Here is a 19,930-nt window from a genome sequence, read left to right on the forward strand (position 1 = left end):
TCGTTGAACGGGGAGAGTATAGCACATCATCAGTGCCTTTTGCGGTCCGATACGGTTCGTGCGCGGGCTTGTTGCGCCGTGTACAGGGAAAAGTGGACACCGGTTTTCCGGTTCAGTGCGCGGGCTTGATGAAGGTGCGGTTGCGTAGGTCACGGAAGGCCTGGTGCAACTCTTCCTGTGTGTTCATCACGATCGGGCCGTGCCAGGCCACCGGTTCGTTGATCGGCGCGCCGGAGATTAGCAGGAAGCGCACGCCCTCTGGGCCAGCCTGCACAGTGATTTCATCGCCGGTGCCAAAGCGGATCAGGGTGCGGTCGCCGGACAGGTCGCGGATGTTGACCTCCTGGCCTGCGACTTCTTTTTCCAGCAGCACCCCTTGCGGGGCGGAGGCATCGGCAAAGGCCGCTTCGCCTTCGAACACATAGGCAAAGGCCCGGCGGTAGGTGTCGACCGGCAGGGTCTTCTTCACCCCTGCCGGAATGAAGACGTCCAGGTACTGCGGGTCGGCGGCGATGCCGTCGACCAGCCCGCGCTTGCCCCAGAAATCGCCGGCGATCACCTTTACCCGGGTGCCGTCATCGTCGATGATCTCAGGTATTTCGGTGCCTTTGATGTCCTGATAGCGCGGCGCGGTCATTTTCTGGCTGGCGGGCAGGTTGCCCCACAGCTGGAAGCCGTGCATCTGGCCCTTGGCGTTGCCCGCGGGCATCTCCTGATGGAGGATGCCCGACCCGGCGGTCATCCACTGAACGTCGCCGGCGCCCAGAGTGCCTTCATTGCCCAGCGAGTCGCCGTGTTCAACCGTGCCTGCCAGCACATAGGTGATGGTCTCGATGCCGCGGTGCGGATGCCAGGGGAAGCCGCGCAGGTAGTCCTCCGGATTATTGTTGCGGAAATCGTCGAACAGCAGGAACGGGTCCAGTTCCGACGGGTCCTGAAAGCCGAAGGCGCGGTGCAGTTTGACGCCTGCGCCCTCGGTATGGGGCTGCGCGTCGCGGGTTTCCAGAATGGGTCTGAGGGACATTGCGTGTCTCCTGTGAACGGTATGTGCCGTCAAAATAGAACGTGCGCAGCTCCGCTGAAACAGGCTGCAGGCCACGCCTCCTGTGCGCAGGTGAACAGAGGTCCCGCAGCCCGCAGGCTGCCAGGTCTAACGGGAAGCAGTGCCGGAGACGCCAAGTACGGGCGGGGGCCCTCGTGCTAGTCAGTCCTGACCGGGCGAAGATGCGGCCCACCAGTCAGCCGGTTTGCGCCGCCCGCCGTGTTTGCCGGCCAGCCGCAGTGCCAGTTTGCGGAAGGGGCCTAGCGCCAGTTTCAGCCACAGCCGGTTGCGGTGCCTGGAATAATCCCGGTTGAACGGGCAGACCCGCATGCAAATCGCGCAATCCGAAGCCATTTTGGCCCAGAAGGAAAAGCATTTCTCTGCATCAGAGGTCCATTTTTTCACGCCCTTGATGGCCGAGACATTGGATGTCTGCGTTGATGGCGGCCCATAAGGCAGGGCCTTGACCGGGCAAGCATCAGCACATTTGGTGCAGATGTCGCAGAACGCCTTCACCCCCCGGGGTTTCGGGACGTCATGCACCAGCGGCAGGTTCGTGAAGATCTTAGAAAATCTGAGGCGCGGCCCGAATTCTGGCGTGATCACCATCTGGTTGCGGGCGTATTCGCCGAGACCAGCCTTCACCGCATAGGGGATCACCAGACCGGTATCGTTCATCGATGGCACCGCCTCATAGCCCAGATTGCGGATATAGGCGGCAAGCTGCATCACTATGGAGGCCTCGTGGCTGTACTCCCGCCCTGTCGCGGCACCTGCCAGGGCTGAGGGGTAGGTGGTGACCAGCTCTTTGTCCATCTCATGACCCAGCACGATCACGCCGGTTAGACCCTCGGGCAGATCATGTGGCGCTTCGGACATGTCGCGGGCATCGACGCGGGAGGTGTAGATCCAGCGATCATCCATGTCAGTAATGCCGCAAAGATTGGCGCCGAAGAACTTGGCGATGCGCTTTATCTCAGCGGACATTTTTGCCGGGTCGCCGATTTCTAGTGCATCCTTGGCAACTGGCGTGTCCGGGCGGATGGCGGCCTGGAACCCTTCGCGGATACCCTCTTGCGCCCGGCGGGAGGAGACCACGTCGGAAATCAGCCAGGCCGCGTTGCGCAGGGCGAAGTCGCGCTGCGTGAAACCGTCGCCGCGGCGTGGCGCTGCTTCCATTCTGTAGGAAGAAAAGAATTTGGCGGTGTGCTTGGACTTTATACGGTCATCCCAGAAAGCACGGGTGAAGATGTCGTTGCGCTGAGTGAACCGTTCGAAGTCATCGGTGACTTCGATTCCTGCGGCTGCATCGCCGTCACGCTGGGGCGGGGTGTTCTGGGGCCAGGGCATGGGCGGACGCTAACGGGCTGTTCGCTTTCCGGCAAGGGCTGCAGCGTGGGCAATCAGCAGAACAAGGAGACGATCCAGTCGCGCACCATGGCGGCCTCGGCGCTGTTGGGGGCATCGCCGGCGGCGGGCATCAGATAGTGGCCCTGACCCATCGGGATCTCCGCACCAGCAACAGGCGCCAGCCGGCCCAGCGACAAGGGCAGTTCAGCATAACGCCGCATCAGCATGGCCACGCCGGCACCTGAAGCTGCCATCTCAATTGCCGCCAGTGAGGTGTCGACATAGAGCGGAGCCGTGCGGTCCTTGAGTGGACCGCCCGTCTGTTCGGACAGGCGCAGCCAGTGATCCTGGTAGCCGTGGATGTGAATCAGCGTCTGGCTGAACAGCTGGTCCACCGATTTCAGCTGCTTCGCCAGCTGCGGCTGTGCTACCGCAATCACGCTTTCGGTTGCCAGCAGGTGCGCACGGCGGTCGAACCAGCCCGAAGGCCCCAGCCGCAGGTCGATATCGACGTCCTCATCCTGGGTGCTGTCGGCCCAGACGGCGGAGATCAGCCGGATACGGATGTGCGGGTGGGCCGTGTGAAAGGCGCCCAGCCGCGGCGCCACCCATAAAACCGCGGTGGAAACTGGTGCCCGCAAGGTTACAGTCCGGGTCTGCGCATGGCCCAGCAGGCCGCGGGTGGAATAGGCGATATCGGTGAGTGCCTGTGCGACCGAGGGATAATAGGCATGGCCCAGCTGGGTCAGTTCCAGGTGTCGGGCGCGTCGGATGAACAGGGTGATGCCAAAGCTTTTCTCCAGGCTGCGGACCTGGTGGCTGACCGCTGCCTGGGTGAGGCCCAGTTCATCAGCGGCGGCAGTGAAGCTGTGCAGACGGGCGGCGGCCTCAAACGCGCGCAGCCAGACAAGGTTAGGCAAATCGGACATTATGTTGCAAAAAATTTGTGGGTCAGGGTGCGTTATTATTCGTTTTTGTTTTAGCGCAGGTCAAGCTAGCCCTTTTGCAAGCGATTACCCCCGGGAGGAGAAACGGGACATGAAAACGGAAATGAAGATCGGCTTCATCGGCCTGGGCAATGTTGGCGGCAAGCTGGCGGGCAGCCTGGTGCGCAACGGGCTGGATGTGGCTGTGCACGACCTGGACGCGGCGCTGGTTGGAAAATTCGTGGCGCGCGGTGCAAAGGCTGGCGGCAGCCCCGCGCAAATGATGCAGGACTGCGATGCGGTGATCACATGCCTGCCCAGCCCGGCGGCCTCGGACGCGGTGGTGACCGAAATGCTGCCGCATGTGAAACCCGGCAAGGTCTGGATGGAAATGTCCACCACCGACGTGGCGGAGGTGAAGCGCCTCGGTGCCTTGGTTACCGAACGCGGCGGTGAGCCGGTCGATTGTCCGGTTTCCGGCGGCTGCCATCGGGCCGACACCGGCAATATCTCGATCTATGCCGGTTGCGAGCGCGCCACTTTCGACCGTATCCTGCCGATCCTGACCACCATGGGCCGCCGCATCCTGCATGTGGGAGAGATCGGCAATTCCTCGACCTTGAAGGTGATGACCAACTACCTGGCCAACCTGAACCTGCTGGCAGTCATGGAAGCGCTGACAGTGATGAAGGCCTGCGGCATGGATCTGGGCATGACATTCGAGGCGATCTCGATGTCCTCGGGCACCTCCTTTGCGCATGAGACCGAAAGCCAGCTGATCCTGTCCGGCTCGCGCGATGTGAATTTCACCATGGATCTGGTGATGAAGGACATCGGATTGTTTCAGACCCTGGCCGACCGCCACAACGTGCCGCTGGAATTGTCGCCCCTTATGATCGAGATGATGAAGGACGGTCAGCGCCGCTATGGCGAACGGGCGCAGTCGGATAGGATGATCGAGCGGCTGGAAGAAGCAACCGGCCTGTCGATCACTGCGCCGGGTTTCCCGCAGGAACTGATCGACGACGAGCCGGAAGAGCCGGGCTACGAGGTAGTCGTGCGCAGCGCTGCTGCGGAATAAGTTTCCCCAAAACAGCACGGCTGCGGTCAGCCCCCGGTGCGCCGGGGGCTGTTTTCTTTTGCGGATCCGGTCTATGCCCGGCTGAGCAGCAAAGGGGAGCAGCGGATGAGCAAGGAAGTTCTGGCCACAATCGAGGCCTCGGCCAGCCGGCGTGTGATGGGAACGGTGATGCTGGGCTTGACCGGCTGCCTGCTGGTCTATGTCGCCTTTGCGGCGCCGCCTTCACCGGCCTGGCTTCTGTTCCTGCTGGTGGTTGGGGCAGGGGCCCTGTGGCTGGCCGTCCGGATGTGGCAGGCTACTGTTCACAGGATTGAGCTCACGCCGGAAGAGCTGCGCTGCTCTGACGGGCAAGTGATCGCGCTGGTAGAGGATATTGAAGCCATCGACCGCGGCTTCTTTGCCTTCAAGCCGTCCAACGGTTTTTTGGTCCGAACCAGCACCCAAGGCGGCCGGGCCTGGATGCCAGGGTTGTGGTGGCGGTCCGGCCGGCGGATCGGCATTGGCGGGGTGACGCCCGGATCGCAGGGCAAGGCCATGTCAGAAATTTTGGCCGCGATGCTGGTGCGACGCGGCCAAAGCTGATTGGTTGATCCGTTAACTGATCAGGCCGGCGGCGAAACCTTTTCGGCGTCGTCGTTGTGGTTGTTGCCATTGCCCTTGTCCTCGAGGAAGACAACCTGAGGTGCAAAGCGTGGGCGGGTGAACACGAAGTTCTGAACGTCCAGAAGCGGCAGGCCGATGTTGAAGGCCGGGGTCACTTCGTTCCAGGTTTCCACCACGATCACGCGTTCCTGATCGTACATCGCAGGCAGTTTGTCCTCGGCGTCAGCAATAGAACCATCGTCCCATTCCGTGAAGGTAGAGCCGCGGACTTTTGACCAGTCGACATAGTAGCTCTGATCGCCCTCATCCCAGCGAACGACAGTGATACGGGTCGACAGGGAGGTATCGCCGCGCACCAGCTCCGTTGCCAGCGCGTGCATGCTGTCGATGTAGGTCTCGTTCACGTAGTTGGTCTCACGCGAGATCAGGTCAGAGACCGTGTAGGCCGCTTTCAGGTTGACGTTCTCCTGGCGGAAGGCATCGAAGAACGTATAGATTGCGGCGAACATGAACATCAGCAGCGGGGCATAGATGGCGAACTCCATCGAAACGCTGCCCTTGGTGTTTTCAACGAAGCCGCGCAGCGGTAGCGGAGTCCGGTTGGAAAGGCGGGAAATAAGCGTCAGCATGGCGTTACCTCGGTTCCTGGACAAAGGCAGAAGATGCAATCAGCTGAATGCGGCCGTCTTCGTCCTGTGCAATATGGGAGGCAAGCCCCCAGCTCGGGAAAATCGGATTGAACTTCATGCAGGCCCGCAAGAACATCAGTTCGTTAGACTGGCCGTTTTCAAAGCTCCGCACGGGCTGAACGTCGTCAATGACGTCGATACAATCCGGCGTCGGATCAATCTCAGCCATGTTGAACGGGTCCAGGCGGATCATCTCCAGCCGCAGCGAGTCCGAGCAGTTGCTGATGAAGCCTGAGCGGGCGCAGATCGCGTCGCGCAGCTGATCGTGCTGCAGGTCGGCGCCGGTGCTGAGGCGAATGTCGCGGACAGTCTGATCCACGGCGCGCTCCAGCTGGGAATGGCGCAGGTTGATGATGCCGAGTTCGACCGTGGCCAGCAGGATCATAAGGAAGGCTGGGACGATGATGGCAAATTCCATTGTAGCATTGCCATCCTCACGGTGCCGGAACCGGCGCAGGGCGGTTTGGATACGGTGTGTCATTGGGTTAGCCTCAGCTGACGGATGGAAGTCGCAATTGACGAGAAGGCGTCGGTGATCTCCAGGCCATCCACGTCAAAGAAGTGGGCGGGGGAGCTGGCGCAGTCCTCGAGGACCTTGATGCCGCCGGACGGGGCTTCGAAGCCGACCGAGTAGACGATAACACCCTGATCCTTGGTGATGTCGCAGATGTGCTTGGTGTGCTGGTCCTTGGCGACACGGTTGTGGAAGTACCGGCCTGCATGGAACCAGTCGGCCCAGGCGCTGCTGCTGAACTCGTAGACGTATTTGGCAATCCAGGCCAGCGAGGCGCGGGCATGCAGCTCCGGATAGGTCAGGCGGGAGGAGGTGCCTTCCTCGGTGTGGGTCGTGCAGCCATAGTAGTTGCAGGTTTGATACGTGCCCTCGCCGTAGGGATGGTCTTCCCAGCGGTTCAGATGTTCCCAATAGTAGTTCTTGGTGCCGTTGGAATGGTAGACGGAGTAGCTATCCGAAGTGGGGTTGTACCACACGTCGGAGTCGCCTTCCCGCCGCGACGGGTTCACCATGTACTGGTTGGTGTTCTGGCCGTCCGACATCAGGATGATGATCTTCAGCGTGTCGCCGCTGCCGTAGTCGGTGGGGCGGTCCACGAAAGATGCATCGATTACGCCATCGGCGATCAGGTCGTTCACAACCGGACGTGCAGTTGGATCGAGCAAGGCACTGCCCCACTTCATGCCAATGTCGATGGAGGTGTTGCCGCTTGCAGTCAGCTTGTCGATATGCTCGTGCAGCAACGCAGCGTTGTTGGTCAGAGGCAGGATCTGGGAGCCGTCCCGGGTCGGGCAAACAGGCGTGGAGATCATGTTCTCCGAATAGGTGAACGTGTCGAAATGCGCGGTGCGCTCGAGGTTTTCATCGCGGGGCAGCGTATGTTTGCTGAACTGATCCTTGATGAAGTTCACGCAGAAGGAATAGTTATGCTCCTGGGTGACGTTTGTGTACTGGCTCAGCAGCGCTTCACCCACATTCACCTGTGTGGCGTAAGGGATGATCGAGATCGACAGATTGTCGACGTCGGTGTTCTGGGTGATCTGATCTACAAAGCTGTGTGCTGCGGCCTTCAGGTTGACCAGCCGGCTGTTGCGGGACATCGACCCGGAAATGTCGAGAACCATGGAGATTTCGACAGCGCCGATGGTCTCTTCGGCCCGGGAATTCGCATAAACCGGAAGGTCGCCGACGCCAGCGAACTTCAGCAGGTGTGCAGGGAAGGTCGCGTTGATCGTGCTTTCAACACTCTTGTAGCCCAGTGACTGTTCCACTTCCGGCTCGCTGTAGTAGTCGGCGAGCCCTGCCTTGGTCAGATACTCCTGAACAACCGTTGCCGGGTCCTGCTGCTGATCAAGGTCGGCAGCCGCAAGAACGGCACGGTCCAGTGTGTATTGCAAAGTGGTGCGGTCGCGCTCCATTCGCATCAAATCAACGCCCATACCGCCAGCGGCCAGCATAAGGAGCAGCGTGATAATCATCGGTTTTGCCAGAACGCCATCCTCTTCCCGCAGGAAGCCTCTGGCCTTTTTCAGGCAGCGCAACATGAGCGGATTGCTCAGCGCAGTTGAATTCTTGTGGTGCTTACTCATTTAAATACCCCCTTCCGGCTGGGGAACGGGCCAGCTCGGCTTCTGCAGCGGAATTCCATTAATTAATGCTTGGTAAAGTAGGCGGAAATGGGGCGGAAATTGGCCGAAAACCCTCCCATTGTTGCGGTCTTTAACGCTAATCCTGCGTGATTTCCGAGGGTTGTGGTGCGGGGTTGGACAATCGCTCTTTGGATAACGGCGAATCACACTCCGCATGCCGGGAAATGATTCTTTTTGGCCGCAAATGGTCAAAAAGGTCGCACTCCTTAAGTAACTCTGCATAGAGTGAGACCATCATCGGCAGCGAGTCGATGTTTGAGCACGGAGAAATTTTTGATGAGCAGCCGCACAGAGCCGAGCTTCCGCGAAAGCGTGGACCTGATGTTTAACCGGGCAGTGAAACTGATGGACCTGCCGCCGGGGCTGGAGGAAAAGATCAGGGTTTGCAACGCCACCTACACAGTGCGCTTCGGTGTGCGACTGCGCGGCGCCATGCACACATTTACGGGCTACCGGTCGGTGCATTCAGAGCATATGGAGCCTGTGAAGGGCGGTATCCGTTATGCCACGGGGGTGAATCAGGATGAGGTCGAGGCGCTGGCGGCGCTGATGACCTACAAATGCGCCTTGGTTGAGGCGCCGTTTGGCGGCTCCAAGGGCGGTTTGTGCATCGACCCGCGCGAGTACGAGGAGCATGAGCTGGAGCTGATCACCCGCCGCTTTGCCTATGAGCTGGCCAAGCGCGACCTGATCCATCCCTCGCAGAACGTGCCTGCGCCCGACATGGGCACCGGCGAGCGTGAAATGGCTTGGATTGCCGACCAGTACGCGCGGATGAACACCACCGATATTAATGCCAAAGCCTGTGTGACCGGCAAGCCGCTGAATGCCGGCGGCATTTCGGGCCGGGTCGAGGCCACGGGGCGCGGCGTGCAGTACGCATTGCAGGAATTCTTCCGCCACGAGGAAGACAAGGCCGCTGCAGGCCTTTCGGGCAAGCTGGATGGCAAGCGGGTCATTGTTCAGGGCCTCGGCAATGTGGGCTACCACGCTGCCAAATTCCTGTCCGAGGAGGATGGCTCGCGCATCATCGGCATCATCGAACGCGATGGCGGTCTGTTCAATGCTGAAGGCCTGGATGTCGAGGCGGTGCGCAACTGGATCGTCAAACACGACGGTGTGTCTGGCTATCCTGATGCTCAGTTCCTTGAAAACGGTGCGGCGCTTCTGGAAGAGGAGTGCGACATCCTGATTCCGGCGGCCCTGGAAGGGGTGATCAACCTTTCCAATGCCGAGCGTGTCAAGGCGCCGCTGATCATTGAGGCTGCAAACGGCCCGGTGACTGCCGGAGCGGATGAGATCCTGCGCAAGAAGGGCTGCGTGATCATTCCGGACATGTACGCCAACGCGGGCGGTGTGACTGTGTCCTATTTTGAGTGGGTGAAGAACCTCAGCCACATCCGTTTTGGCCGCATGCAGCGCCGCCAGGAAGAGGCGCGCCACCAGCTGGTGATTGACGAGCTGCAGCGTCTGGACGACGTGATGGGCAATACCTGGTCGATGTCGCCGGACTTCAAGGACAAGTACCTGAAGGGGGCGGGCGAGCTGGAGCTGGTGCGCTCCGGCTTGGATGACACCATGCGGGCGGCTTACCAGTCGATGCGCGAAGTCTGGCACAGCCGTGATGACGTGACCGATCTGCGGACCGCCGCTTATCTGGTGTCGATCGACAAAGTGGCCAAGAGTTATCACGCCAAGGGTCTCTGACCGCGCGCAAGGCGAACTATGATGAACAGGGCGGTGAGGAAACTCGCCGCCCTGTTTTCTTTCCTTTGACTCCATTACGGCATTCGCCGTCGCAAATAGAACTGGACACAAGTGAATAGTTCGTGTGTTTTGCGGCAAAGCCATGCTGAAGTGCCGCATACTGAGCCTTGGGGCTAGGAGCAGCACGCGAAAGCGGGTAGCAATGCCGCCAGGGCCCGGACCAGATTTTCCCGGGCGGCGGAAGTGATTTGACGGGGAGGGACGACATGCGGTTTTCGGGCTGGCGTGTGCTTCGCGAGGGGCTCACCGGGAACAAGGGGTGGAAGCCCCACTGGCGGGATCCTGAACCTAAATCCGAATATGACGTGGTGATCATCGGCGGCGGCGGCCACGGGCTGGCAACTGCCTATTACCTGGCGCAGGAGCATGGCATCACCAATGTTGCGGTGCTGGAGAAGGGGTATCTGGGCGGCGGCAACGTCGGTCGCAATACTACTATCGTGCGCGCCAACTACTACCTGCCGGGCAACTCCGAATTCTATTCTCACTCCCTGAAGCTGTGGGAAACCATGGAGCAGGATCTGAACTACAACGCGATGATGTCCCAGCGCGGCATCATCAACCTGTTCCACAACGACGGCCAGCGCGACGCGGCGGTGCGCCGGGGCAACTCTATAGTTAATCAGGGTGATGATGCGGAACTGCTGAGCCGTGAACGCGTGCGCGAGCTGGCGCCATTCCTGAACTTCGACAACAACCGCTTCCCGATCATGGGGGGGCTGATGCAGCGCCGGGCTGGGACTGCGCGCCACGACGCTGTGGCCTGGGGCTATGCCCGCGGCGCTGACATGCGCGGGGTGGATCTGATCCAGAATTGCGAGGTCACCGGCATCGACGTGGAAAACGGCAAAGTGGTGGGGGTGCAGACTGCCCGCGGCCCGATCCGCGCCAAGAAGGTAGCGCTGGCCGCGGCTGGCCGATCCGGCCAGGTGGCAGCGATGGCGGGCCTGACCCTGCCAATTGAAAGCCATGTGCTGCAGGCCTTTGTCTCAGAAGGGCTGAAACCCATTGTTGATCATGTGATCACCTTTGCCGAGGGGCATCTCTATATCAGCCAGTCGGACAAGGGCGGTATGGTGTTCGGCAGCTATCTGGATTTCTACAGCTCCTATGCCGCTCGGGGGAACCTGCCGATGGTGGAGCACACGATGGAGACTTTTGTGGCGATGGTGCCTGCGCTCAGCAAGGCACGGCTGTTGCGCAGCTGGGGTGGCATCATGGACATGACCCCGGACGGGTCGCCCATTATCGATCATTCGCCGATCGACGGCCTCTACCTTAATTGCGGCTGGTGCTATGGCGGCTTCAAGGCGACGCCGGGGTCGGGCAGTGTTTACGCGCATCTGATCGCCACGGACCGTCCGCACGGGGCAGCCACGAAACTGAAGCTGGACCGCTTTCGCAGCGGTGTGGGCTTGATGGACGAGGAGGGAACCGGTGCGCAGCATAACCTGCACTAAGCGTTTGAAGCGCGCCGGGTATGCATCCGGCGGGAGTATATTTGCAAAGATGAAGGAGCGCCGGTCATGAGAATTACCTGTCCGCTCTGCGGCGAGAGGGATCGCCGCGAATTCTATTACAAGGGTGCCGCGCTGGTGCGTCCGGCTGAGGGCGCGGATCTGGACGCTTGGCATGAGTATGTGAACCTGCGGGAGAACCCGGCCGGGCCGCTGGATGAGCTGTGGTATCACGAGATGGGCTGCAATGCCTGGCTGAAGGTGACGCGCGATACCGCGACGCATGAGATTCTGGCGGTGCAGTTGGCTTCCGGAGCCGGATTGGGAGGTGAAAAATGAGACTTCCCGGAAAAGGTCTGAACCAGGGTGCGAAGCCGATCACATTCGCCTTCAATGGCCGCCACATGATGGGGTTGGAGGGGGATACACTGGCTTCGGCGCTGCTGGCAAACGGCACGCATCTGGTGGGGCGGTCCTTTAAGTACCACCGCCCGCGCGGAGTGCTGACCGCCGGCAGCGAGGAGCCGAACGCGCTGGTGACCATCGGCACAGGCGGCCAGCAGGACCCGAACGTGCGCGCCACCCAGCAGGAACTGTTCGAGGGGCTGGAGGCGCGCAGTCAGAACTGCTGGCCGTCGGTTGAGCGCGACGTGATGGCGGTGAATGACCTGGCGGCGCCGTTCTTTGGTGCAGGGTTCTACTACAAGACCTTCATGTGGCCTGCGGCTTTCTGGGAGAAAGTATACGAGCCTATGATCCGCAATGCGGCCGGATTAGGCGCGCTGTCGGGCGAGGCAGATCGCGACACCTATGAGAAGGCCTTTGCCTTCTGCGATGTGCTGGTGATCGGCTCCGGCCCTGCAGGCTTGATGGCCGCGCTGACCGCGGGCCGGGCCGGGGCAGATGTGATCCTGGCTGAGGAAGACGGCCGCATGGGTGGCCGCCTTTTGGCGGAGCGCGAGGAGATCGGCGGCAAACCGGGTCATGTGTGGGCCGCTGAAGTTCTGGCCGAACTGGAGGCGATGGAAAACGTGCGGCTGATGCCCCGCACCGCTGTTACCGGCGCCTATGACCAGGGCACCTATGGCGCGCTGGAACGGGTCTCGCACCATCTGCCGCGGCGGCATTCGCTGAAGGGCAGCCATTTGCCGCGCGAGTGCTTCTGGCGGATTGCAGCCAAGCACGCAGTGCTGGCGGCAGGCGCAATCGAACGCCCGGTGGCCTTCCGTAACAACGACCGTCCCGGCATCATGATGGCGGGTGCGGTGCGGGCTTATCTGAACCGCTGGGGCGTGGCGCCGGGTGAACGGGTGACGCTGTTTGCCAACAACGATCAGGCTCACCGCACAGCGCGCGACTTGCATGACGCAGGTGTGCACATTGCGGCGGTGATCGACAGCCGTCATGATGCGCCCGTTGACGGCCCCTATCAGGTGATCAAAGGCGCACAGGTCTGCGGAAGCGCAGGCCGCCAGCGCGTCGAGAGCATCACCGTGCGCTCGGTCAGGGGCGAGGAGAAGATCCAGACTGACTGCCTGGCGATGTCCGGCGGCTGGAACCCGTCTGTGCATCTGACCTGCCATTTGAACAGCCGCCCGCAGTGGAACCGCGAGGCGCTGGCCTTTGTACCGGCAGAGGGTGCAGTACCTGGCATGGTTACAGCAGGCGCCTGCAACGGCGCATTCTCCACCGCTAGTGCGCTGCGCGAGGGGGCTGAGGCTGCTGGCAAAGTGCTGGAGGCGCAGGGCCTAAAATCTGCAGCTGCCGATCTGCCGGATGCCGAGGATGATCCTTACCGCATCACCGCGCTATGGGCGGTGCCGGGCAAGGGGCGTGCCTGGCTCGACTTCCAGAACGATGTGACCGTCAAGGATGTGAAGCAGGCGGCGGTGGAGAACTTCCGCTCGGTCGAGCATATGAAGCGCTACACCACTCAAGGGATGGCGACCGATCAGGGCAAGAACTCTAACGTCGCTGCGCTGGCGGTGCTGGCGGATGCCACCGGGCGGACCATTCCCGAGACCGGCACCACCACTTTCCGCCCGCCCTTTGTGCCGGTGTCGCTGGGCGCGATGGGGGCAGGGGCTACGGATGAGGGCTTCAAGCCGCAGCGCTTCCTGACCTCGCATGGCGAGAGCGACACCCGCGGGGCGCATCAGCTGGAGGTGGGCCTGTGGTACCGCGCTGCCTATTTCCCTAAGCAGGGAGAGACCAACTGGCGCCAATCCTGCGACCGTGAGGTGACCCTGGTGCGCAAGGCTGTGGGCATCTGCGATGTCTCCACCCTGGGCAAGATCGACATCCAGGGCGCCGACGCGGGCAAGTTCCTCGATTTCCTCTACACCAACACCTTCAGCACCCTGAAGGTGGGCAGGGTCCGCTATGGGCTGATGCTGCGCGAAGACGGCTTTGTCATGGACGACGGCACCACCGCGCGGCTGGGTGAAAAACACTTTGTCATGACCACCACCACCGCTGCTGCGGGGCAGGTGATGGCGCATATGGAGTTCGTGTCCCAGGCGCTCTACCCGGAATGGGACGTGCGTTTTACCTCGGTGACCGAGCAATGGGCGCAGTTTGCCGTGGCCGGGCCGAAGTCTCAGGAGCTGCTGAACGGGCTGCTGGGCGAGGATGTGAACGGCGAGACCTGGCCCTTCATGGGCTGCGGCGAGGCAACGGTGCTGGGCGTCAAGGGCCGCTTGTTCCGGATCTCCTTCTCGGGCGAGCATGCTTATGAGGTTGCGGTGCCCGCGCGCTATGGCGAGAGCCTGTATCGTGAACTCCTGAAGCGGGCCGAAGCGATGGGCGGCGGGGCCTATGGAATGGAGGCGCTCAATGTGCTGCGGATCGAGAAGGGGCTGATTACCCACGCCGAGATCAATGGCACGGTGACAGCTTTTGACTTGGGCCTGCAGGGGATGATGTCCAAGAAGAAGGACTTCCTGGGCAAGGCGATGTCCGCCCGCGAAGGCCTGATGGCCGAGGACCGGATGCGCCTTGTGGGGCTGAAACCAGTGGGAGCGGCCAAGGAGATCACCGCTGGTGCGCATCTGTTCACGCCGGGCGACCCGGTCGAGCGGATCTATGATCAGGGCTATGTGACATCGGCTGGGTACTCGCCGACGCTGGGGCATCCGGTAGGCCTGGCCTTCCTCAAGGAAGGCCCAGACCGCATTGGCGAGACCGTGCGCCTGGTCGACCATATGCGCGGTGTGGATACGTTGTGCGAGGTTGTTTCGCCTGTGTTCTTTGACCCAGAGGGAGGGCGTGCCCGTGGCTGAACTGAAAGCAAAAAGCCCCTGTGACAGGCTGCTGCCGATAACCCTCGGAGGCATGAGCCTGACTGAAGAGCAGCCCGGCAGCATGTGGGTCCTGGCACCGTTTAAAGGGCAGGAGAAGGCGTTGAGCAAAGCCTTGGAAGCGGCCCACGGAATAGCATTCCCGGCGGCGAACCGCGCAACCGGCAAGGCGGGCAGCCGGGCTGTCTGGTTCGGCCGCGAGATGGCGCTGCTGATGGGGCCTGAACCAGACGCCAAGCTGGTCAAACATGCAGCGCTGACAGAACAGAGCGACGCCTGGGCCGTTGTCCGGCTGGACGGGGCTGGGGCCGGGGACGTGCTGGCGCGGCTGGTGCCGGTGGATTTGCGCCCCCAGATTTTCAAGCGCGGCCATACCGTGCGGACGGAGCTGAAGCATATGATGGCCTCGGTCACCCGCATTGGCCCGCAGGCGTTTCAGATCATGGTGTTCCGCTCGATGGCGAAAACGCTTGTGCATGATTTGAAAACAGCCATGGAAGCTGTCACGGCGCGGGGGTAACCTGCGGGGATCACCAACTGATTCCCGGAGCGCATCTATGATCCGCATCACCCTTGCAGCCGCCTTGCTGGCGGCTCCGGCCTATGCTTCTGAAAGCAAAGAACAAAGCTGCAAATACCAAGGCCAAGTCATGGCCGCGGTGCAGCAGGCGCGGCTGGACCGGGTGAAGCAGGAGGAGGTTGAGCAGGTGATTCTGGACAGCCATCCGGAGTGGCCTGATGCCTACTCCAATGCGATCCCGCAGCTGACAAGCCATGTCTATGCGATGAAGCGGCGCGACCTGAAGGAAACCGACCTCGGCGCGCTGTTCGAACAGCAGTGCCTGCAGAACTGGGATCAGATCCAGGCGATGCAGAAACAACTGAAGTCGAACTGATATGTCCCTGCCGCCCGGCTTTCTGGATGAACTGCGCACCCGCATCAGCATATCTGATGTTGTCGGGCGCAAGGTCATGTGGGACCAGCGCAAATCACAGCCAGGCAAGGGCGACTATTGGGGACCGTGCCCGTTCCACCACGAAAAGACCGCCTCGTTTCACGTGGAGGACCGCAAAGGGTTCTACTACTGCTTCGGCTGCCACGCCAAGGGCGACGCGCTGAAGTTTGTTCAGGAGACCGAGAACGTCGGTTTCATGGAGGCGGTGGAGATCCTGGCAGGGGAAGCGGGCATGGAAATGCCCAAGCGAGATCCGCGTGCGCAAGAGAAACAGGACCGCCGGACGCTGCTTGCCGATGTTATGGAACAGGCGGTGCAGTTTTTTCGACTGCAGCTCAAGACCAATTCCGCCCAGGATGCCCGCGCCTATCTGCAGCGGCGGGGCCTGACGGCGCAGGCGCTGGACCGCTGGGAGATCGGCTTTGCCCCTGACGGCTGGCAGAACCTGTGGGATGCCTTGCGCGGCAAGAACGTGCCCGAAGATTTGATCATCGGTGCTGGGCTGGCCAAGCCTTCGAATAAGGGCGGCAAGCCTTATGATACCTTCCGCAAGCGGATCATGTTCCCGATCCGTGATGCGCGCGGCCGGGCGATTGCTTTTGGCGGCCGGGCAATGGACCCGAACGACAACGCCAAATACCTGAATTCGCCAGAGACCGAGCTGTTCGACAAAGGCCGCAGCCTTTACAATCATGGTCCTGCGCGGGCGGCCTCGGGGCGCGGCTCCACGCTGGTTGTGGCCGAAGGATACATGGATGTAATCGCGCTGTCTGAGGGCGGCTTCCAGTCCTCCGTGGCGCCGCTGGGAACCGCGATCACCGAAAATCAGCTGCAGATGCTGTGGCGCATGTCGGATGAGCCGATCATCGCGCTGGACGGCGATACTGCGGGCCTCCGTGCGGCCATGCGGCTGATCGACCTAGCGCTGCCCTTGCTGGAGGCGGGCAAGTCGCTGCGCTTTGCCATCATGCCTGAGGGCAAGGACCCCGATGACATGATCCGCAGCGAAGGCCCGGAAGCGGTGCAGGCGGTGCTGGATCAGGCGATGCCGATGGTCAAGCTGCTGTGGCAGCGCGAGACCGAGGGCAAGGTGTTTGACAGCCCGGAGCGCAAGGCGGCGCTGGACAAAAGCTTGCGGGAAAAGATCAAGCTGATCCGCGACCCCTCGATCCGCAAGCACTACGGAGAAGACGTCAAGGAACTGCGCTGGCAGCTGTTCCGCGGCAACCGGGACAGCGGCAGCTATCAGCAGCGCAGCGGCAAGGGCGGCGGCTTCCGCGACGGTACCCGGGCGCCCTGGAAACCGGGCAAAGGCTTTGGCCCGATCCCGCAGCCGCGTGCCACCACCCGTGCCTCTCTGGTGGCAGGTGCCGATGATGAATCCTTTGCCGCGATGCGTGAGGCGGTGATCCTGGCAACCGCCATCACCACGCCGGAAGTGATCCCGGAATTCGAGACCAGCCTGGAGCGCCTGCAATGCGCCGATCCGGATCTGGCGGCCCTGCGGGACATGGTGCTTCGCCATGGCATCAGCGCGCCGGAGCGGCTGCGCGAGGAAATCGACTGGTCTTTGGGGCCTCATGCCCTTGAAAACCTGTTTGCCCTTCGCCACGTTGCAATCATCCCCTGCCTGCGCAGACCCGGCGACACCGAACTGGCCAGCATGACCCTGGCCGAAGAACTCGCAAAACTCGAAACGCTGCGCGGGCTGGATGCGGAACTGGCAGAAGCCGAAGAGGATTTGCATGGCCTTGCGGATGAGGCGCTGACTTGGCGGCTGCGGCAGGCAGCAGAGGCCAAGAACAAGGCCGTGCGCAGCGAAAATGAGGACAAGGCAACGTATGACGTGGGCAAGAATGGCGCGCGGCTCAACCGGGATGAGCGTGATGCTTTCGGGGCCCTTTTGGACCGGATCGGCTTCTCCGAGAAGTAACACGCGAGAGTGATTCTGCGTTTTGCTAAGGAAGAGCACAGGAAAATTGGGTAAACGGGGTGACGAATCAGATGATCGCGCTAATGATTCGCTCAGCGAATCATCCCGCAGCCCCTGAGTAGGAGCATTTAATGGCCGCCAAAGACACCGACGACCGCAAACCTGACGATCAGGACGCCGAAATCTCCCTCGACATGAGCCAGGCTCAGGTCAAGAAGATGATCGCGGAGGCCCGCGAGAAAGGCTACATCACCTACGATCAGCTCAATCAGGTTCTGCCGCCGGATCAGGTCAGCTCGGAACAGATCGAAGACGTGATGTCGATGCTCAGCGAAATGGGCATCAACATCATCGAGGACGAAGAGGCCGAGGAAGAAGAGAACAAGGGCACCACTGACCTTGTGACCACCGAAGGCCCGCGCGAGGTTGCGCTGGCAGGCGCCCAGACCGAGAAGCTGGATCGGACCGATGATCCGGTGCGCATGTACCTGCGCGAGATGGGATCGGTTGAACTGCTGTCCCGCGAAGGTGAGATCGCAATTGCGAAACGCATCGAGGCGGGCCGCAATACGATGATCCTTGGGTTGTGCGAAAGCCCACTGACCTTCCAGGCGATCACAATCTGGCACGACGAACTCTTGTCCGAGGACATTCTTCTGCGCGACGTCATCGACCTGGAGGCCACTTTTGGCAATCAGATGGATGAGGACGGCGAAGAAGAGCCTGTTGTCGACACGTCTGCAGTGGCATCCGCCAAACCGGCCAAGGATGAAGGCCCGGAACTGGATGCGGACGGTAATCCGATCTCCCAGGATGACGACGATGACGACGACGATGACCAGGCCAACATGTCGCTGGCCGCGATGGAGGCTGCGCTCAAGGATCGGGTTCTGGTCACGCTGGAGCGGATCTCTACCGATTTTGCCGAGCTGAGCGAAATGCAGGACAGCCGGATTTCGGCAACCCTGAATGAGGACGGCTCCTTCAGCAGCGACGACGAGGCCCGCTATCAGTCGCTGCGCTCGGAAATCGTCGAGTTGGTGAACGGCCTGCACCTGCACAACAACCGTATCGAAGCGCTGATCGACCAGCTCTATGGCATCAACCGCCGCGTTATGCAGATTGACAGCTCGATGGTGAAGCTGGCCGATCAGGCCCGCATCAACCGCCGTGAGTTCGTGGACGCCTACCGCGGCCGCGAGCTGGACCCGAATTGGCTGTCCGACATGGGAGAAAAGCCGGGCCGTGGTTGGCAGATGTTCATCGAACGCTCCACCGACAAGGTCGAGGAGCTGCGCGCCGATATGGCCCAGGTCGGTCAGTATGTCGGTCTGGACATCTCCGAATTCCGCCGCATCGTGCAGCAGGTCCAGAAAGGCGAGAAGGAAGCGCGCCAGGCCAAGAAGGAAATGGTCGAGGCCAACTTGCGCCTGGTGATCTCCATCGCCAAGAAATACACCAACCGAGGCCTGCAATTCCTGGACCTGATCCAGGAAGGCAACATTGGCCTGATGAAAGCGGTGGACAAGTTCGAATACCGCCGCGGCTACAAGTTCTCGACCTATGCGACTTGGTGGATCCGCCAGGCCATCACCCGCTCAATCGCGGATCAGGCCCGTACCATCCGGATCCCGGTCCACATGATTGAGACCATCAACAAGCTGGTCCGCACAGGCCGCCAGATGCTGCACGAGATCGGCCGCGAGCCGACCCCGGAAGAGCTGGCCGACAAGCTGCAGATGCCGCTGGAGAAGGTCCGCAAGGTGATGAAGATCGCCAAGGAGCCGATCTCGCTCGAAACCCCGATCGGCGACGAGGAAGACAGCCAGCTGGGTGATTTCATCGAGGACAAGAACGCCGTGCTGCCCTTAGACAGCGCCATTCAGGAAAACCTCAAGGAAACCACGACCCGTGTGCTGGCCTCGCTCACCCCGCGTGAGGAGCGGGTTCTGCGGATGCGTTTCGGCATCGGCATGAACACCGACCACACGCTGGAAGAGGTCGGCCAGCAGTTCAGCGTGACCCGTGAACGGATCCGGCAGATCGAGGCCAAAGCGCTGAGGAAGCTGAAGCACCCCAGCCGCTCGCGCAAACTGCGCAGTTTCTTGGATCAGTAAGTAAGAAGGCGCCCTACGGGGCGCCTTTGCGTTTCAAGGAGATGTATTTGAGGATCTTTCTGCCCGGCCTTTTATTACTGGCCAATAGTGCAGCAGTATCGGCATGTCCCGAAGGTTCCGAGACGCTGATTTCCTGTACATTCAAAGACGGAGTAAGAACATTGACGACCTGTTTGCAGGGCGAGCAGGCAACTTATGTTTTTGGGAGACCAGGGCGGCAGCCGGAACTCGAAATGAAACGAGATGTGCGCGACGTGGACATGACCCCATGGCCGGGCATTGGCGGTTCGATCTGGGAAGAAGCTATTTTCAGCAACGGCAATGTACGCTACATCGTTTATTACAGTCTCTCAAAGGATCCGGGAGCGCGGTTTCCCATGGAAGCTGGAGTTATTGTCGAACAGAACGGTGAAGAACTGGCACACCTGCGGTGTGATGCCGGCAGCGTGGACAGCGGCTACCCCTTGCCGCTGTTTGATGCAAAAGTCGCAGCGGGGCAGGTCTACTCCTTGGAAACGGGGCAGTGGGAATAAGTGACAGGCAAGGC

General features: G+C 61.2%; 17 protein-coding genes. 11 read left to right on the forward strand and 6 right to left on the reverse strand.

Going from position 1 to position 19,930, the window contains the following annotated elements:
- Positions 1 to 112: 112 nt before the first annotated feature.
- From RA26_RS12760 to RA26_RS12770, 3 genes are all read right to left on the reverse strand, one after another.
- On the reverse strand, positions 113 to 1,024 hold the full coding sequence (locus RA26_RS12760) for a pirin family protein (RefSeq protein ID WP_039184139.1): 912 nt from the start codon (positions 1,022 to 1,024) through the stop codon (positions 113 to 115).
- Positions 1,025 to 1,204: 180 nt separating this feature from the next.
- Positions 1,205 to 2,392 carry a 4Fe-4S double cluster binding domain-containing protein gene (locus tag RA26_RS12765; RefSeq protein WP_039184140.1) on the reverse strand — a complete coding sequence of 396 codons (1,188 nt, stop codon included), beginning with the start codon at positions 2,390 to 2,392 and terminating at the stop codon, positions 1,205 to 1,207.
- A gap of 53 nt (positions 2,393 to 2,445) precedes the next feature.
- On the reverse strand, positions 2,446 to 3,321 hold the full coding sequence (locus tag RA26_RS12770) for a LysR family transcriptional regulator (RefSeq protein WP_039184141.1): 876 nt from the start codon (positions 3,319 to 3,321) through the stop codon (positions 2,446 to 2,448).
- Between the two features lie 121 nt (positions 3,322 to 3,442).
- Between RA26_RS12770 and RA26_RS12775 the strand changes: the two genes are divergently transcribed.
- Together RA26_RS12775 and RA26_RS12780 are read left to right on the forward strand one after the other, a co-directional pair.
- Positions 3,443 to 4,399 (forward strand): NAD(P)-dependent oxidoreductase, encoded by a 957-nt coding sequence (locus RA26_RS12775; RefSeq protein WP_039184196.1) that lies wholly within the window; start codon positions 3,443 to 3,445, stop codon positions 4,397 to 4,399.
- A 105-nt stretch (positions 4,400 to 4,504) separates the two neighbouring features.
- Positions 4,505 to 4,981: a hypothetical protein gene (locus RA26_RS12780; RefSeq protein ID WP_039184198.1), complete on the forward strand. Its 477-nt coding sequence runs from the start codon at positions 4,505 to 4,507 to the stop codon at positions 4,979 to 4,981.
- Positions 4,982 to 5,001: 20 nt separating this feature from the next.
- On the opposite strand, the gene RA26_RS12785 is transcribed toward RA26_RS12780, so the two are convergent.
- The 3 genes from RA26_RS12785 to RA26_RS12795 are packed head-to-tail and all read right to left on the reverse strand — an operon-like array spanning position 5,002 to position 7,794.
- Entirely contained in the window at positions 5,002 to 5,631 is a 630-nt protein-coding gene (locus tag RA26_RS12785) for a TadE/TadG family type IV pilus assembly protein (protein ID WP_082015820.1), read from the reverse strand.
- A 4-nt stretch (positions 5,632 to 5,635) separates the two neighbouring features.
- A complete protein-coding gene (locus RA26_RS12790; RefSeq protein WP_039184143.1) occupies positions 5,636 to 6,172 on the reverse strand; it encodes a TadE/TadG family type IV pilus assembly protein in 537 nt (178 codons plus the stop codon).
- A complete protein-coding gene (locus RA26_RS12795; RefSeq protein WP_039184145.1) occupies positions 6,169 to 7,794 on the reverse strand; it encodes a TadE/TadG family type IV pilus assembly protein in 1,626 nt (541 codons plus the stop codon). The genes RA26_RS12790 and RA26_RS12795 overlap by 4 nt, the downstream gene beginning before the upstream one ends.
- 336 nt (positions 7,795 to 8,130) lie before the next feature.
- Here RA26_RS12795 and RA26_RS12800 point away from each other — a divergent pair, with 336 nt between their 5' ends.
- From RA26_RS12800 to RA26_RS12840, 9 genes are all read left to right on the forward strand, one after another.
- Positions 8,131 to 9,561: a Glu/Leu/Phe/Val family dehydrogenase gene (locus tag RA26_RS12800; RefSeq protein ID WP_039184146.1), complete on the forward strand. Its 1,431-nt coding sequence runs from the start codon at positions 8,131 to 8,133 to the stop codon at positions 9,559 to 9,561.
- A 266-nt stretch (positions 9,562 to 9,827) separates the two neighbouring features.
- On the forward strand, positions 9,828 to 11,081 hold the full coding sequence (locus tag RA26_RS12805; RefSeq protein ID WP_039184148.1) for a sarcosine oxidase subunit beta family protein: 1,254 nt from the start codon (positions 9,828 to 9,830) through the stop codon (positions 11,079 to 11,081).
- 66 nt (positions 11,082 to 11,147) lie between these two features.
- Complete coding sequence (locus RA26_RS12810; RefSeq protein ID WP_039184149.1) at positions 11,148 to 11,417, forward strand: sarcosine oxidase subunit delta; 270 nt, start codon at positions 11,148 to 11,150, stop codon at positions 11,415 to 11,417.
- Positions 11,414 to 14,359: a sarcosine oxidase subunit alpha family protein gene (locus RA26_RS12815; RefSeq protein ID WP_039184150.1), complete on the forward strand. Its 2,946-nt coding sequence runs from the start codon at positions 11,414 to 11,416 to the stop codon at positions 14,357 to 14,359. Before RA26_RS12810 ends, RA26_RS12815 begins: the two co-directional genes overlap by 4 nt.
- Positions 14,352 to 14,897: a sarcosine oxidase subunit gamma gene (locus tag RA26_RS12820; protein WP_039184151.1), complete on the forward strand. Its 546-nt coding sequence runs from the start codon at positions 14,352 to 14,354 to the stop codon at positions 14,895 to 14,897. Before RA26_RS12815 ends, RA26_RS12820 begins: the two co-directional genes overlap by 8 nt.
- Positions 14,898 to 14,934: 37 nt before the next feature.
- Complete coding sequence (locus tag RA26_RS12825; RefSeq protein WP_039184152.1) at positions 14,935 to 15,273, forward strand: hypothetical protein; 339 nt, start codon at positions 14,935 to 14,937, stop codon at positions 15,271 to 15,273.
- Position 15,274: 1 nt separating this feature from the next.
- A complete protein-coding gene (gene dnaG, locus RA26_RS12830; protein WP_039184153.1) occupies positions 15,275 to 17,266 on the forward strand; it encodes a DNA primase in 1,992 nt (663 codons plus the stop codon).
- Positions 17,267 to 17,397: 131 nt separating this feature from the next.
- The gene (rpoD, locus tag RA26_RS12835) at positions 17,398 to 19,383 is read left to right on the forward strand and encodes an RNA polymerase sigma factor RpoD (RefSeq protein WP_039184154.1); all 1,986 of its coding nucleotides are present in this window, start codon (positions 17,398 to 17,400) and stop codon (positions 19,381 to 19,383) included.
- 47 nt (positions 19,384 to 19,430) lie between these two features.
- Positions 19,431 to 19,916: a hypothetical protein gene (locus RA26_RS12840; RefSeq protein ID WP_152612601.1), complete on the forward strand. Its 486-nt coding sequence runs from the start codon at positions 19,431 to 19,433 to the stop codon at positions 19,914 to 19,916.
- The last annotated feature ends 14 nt before the right edge of the window (positions 19,917 to 19,930 follow it).

The organism is Leisingera sp. ANG-M7, from assembly GCF_000813965.1.
In the GTDB taxonomy this organism is placed as follows: Bacteria; Pseudomonadota; Alphaproteobacteria; order Rhodobacterales; family Rhodobacteraceae; genus Leisingera.

Excerpts from the sequence above, each read along its gene's own strand:
- RA26_RS12790 (WP_039184143.1), bottom strand. The coding sequence starts at position 6,172 with ATGACACACCGTATCCAAACCGCCCTGCGCCGGTTCCGGCACCGTGAG.
- RA26_RS12800 (WP_039184146.1), top strand. The coding sequence starts at position 8,131 with ATGAGCAGCCGCACAGAGCCGAGCTTCCGCGAAAGCGTGGACCTGATG.
- RA26_RS12785 (WP_082015820.1), bottom strand. The coding sequence starts at position 5,631 with ATGCTGACGCTTATTTCCCGCCTTTCCAACCGGACTCCGCTACCGCTG.
- dnaG (WP_039184153.1), top strand. The coding sequence starts at position 15,275 with ATGTCCCTGCCGCCCGGCTTTCTGGATGAACTGCGCACCCGCATCAGC.
- RA26_RS12780 (WP_039184198.1), top strand. The coding sequence starts at position 4,505 with ATGAGCAAGGAAGTTCTGGCCACAATCGAGGCCTCGGCCAGCCGGCGT.
- RA26_RS12810 (WP_039184149.1), top strand. The coding sequence starts at position 11,148 with ATGAGAATTACCTGTCCGCTCTGCGGCGAGAGGGATCGCCGCGAATTC.
- rpoD (WP_039184154.1), top strand. The coding sequence starts at position 17,398 with ATGGCCGCCAAAGACACCGACGACCGCAAACCTGACGATCAGGACGCC.
- RA26_RS12760 (WP_039184139.1), bottom strand. The coding sequence starts at position 1,024 with ATGTCCCTCAGACCCATTCTGGAAACCCGCGACGCGCAGCCCCATACC.
- RA26_RS12795 (WP_039184145.1), bottom strand. The coding sequence starts at position 7,794 with ATGAGTAAGCACCACAAGAATTCAACTGCGCTGAGCAATCCGCTCATG.
- RA26_RS12815 (WP_039184150.1), top strand. The coding sequence starts at position 11,414 with ATGAGACTTCCCGGAAAAGGTCTGAACCAGGGTGCGAAGCCGATCACA.
- RA26_RS12805 (WP_039184148.1), top strand. The coding sequence starts at position 9,828 with ATGCGGTTTTCGGGCTGGCGTGTGCTTCGCGAGGGGCTCACCGGGAAC.
- RA26_RS12765 (WP_039184140.1), bottom strand. The coding sequence starts at position 2,392 with ATGCCCTGGCCCCAGAACACCCCGCCCCAGCGTGACGGCGATGCAGCC.
- RA26_RS12770 (WP_039184141.1), bottom strand. The coding sequence starts at position 3,321 with ATGTCCGATTTGCCTAACCTTGTCTGGCTGCGCGCGTTTGAGGCCGCC.
- RA26_RS12825 (WP_039184152.1), top strand. The coding sequence starts at position 14,935 with ATGATCCGCATCACCCTTGCAGCCGCCTTGCTGGCGGCTCCGGCCTAT.
- RA26_RS12775 (WP_039184196.1), top strand. The coding sequence starts at position 3,443 with ATGAAGATCGGCTTCATCGGCCTGGGCAATGTTGGCGGCAAGCTGGCG.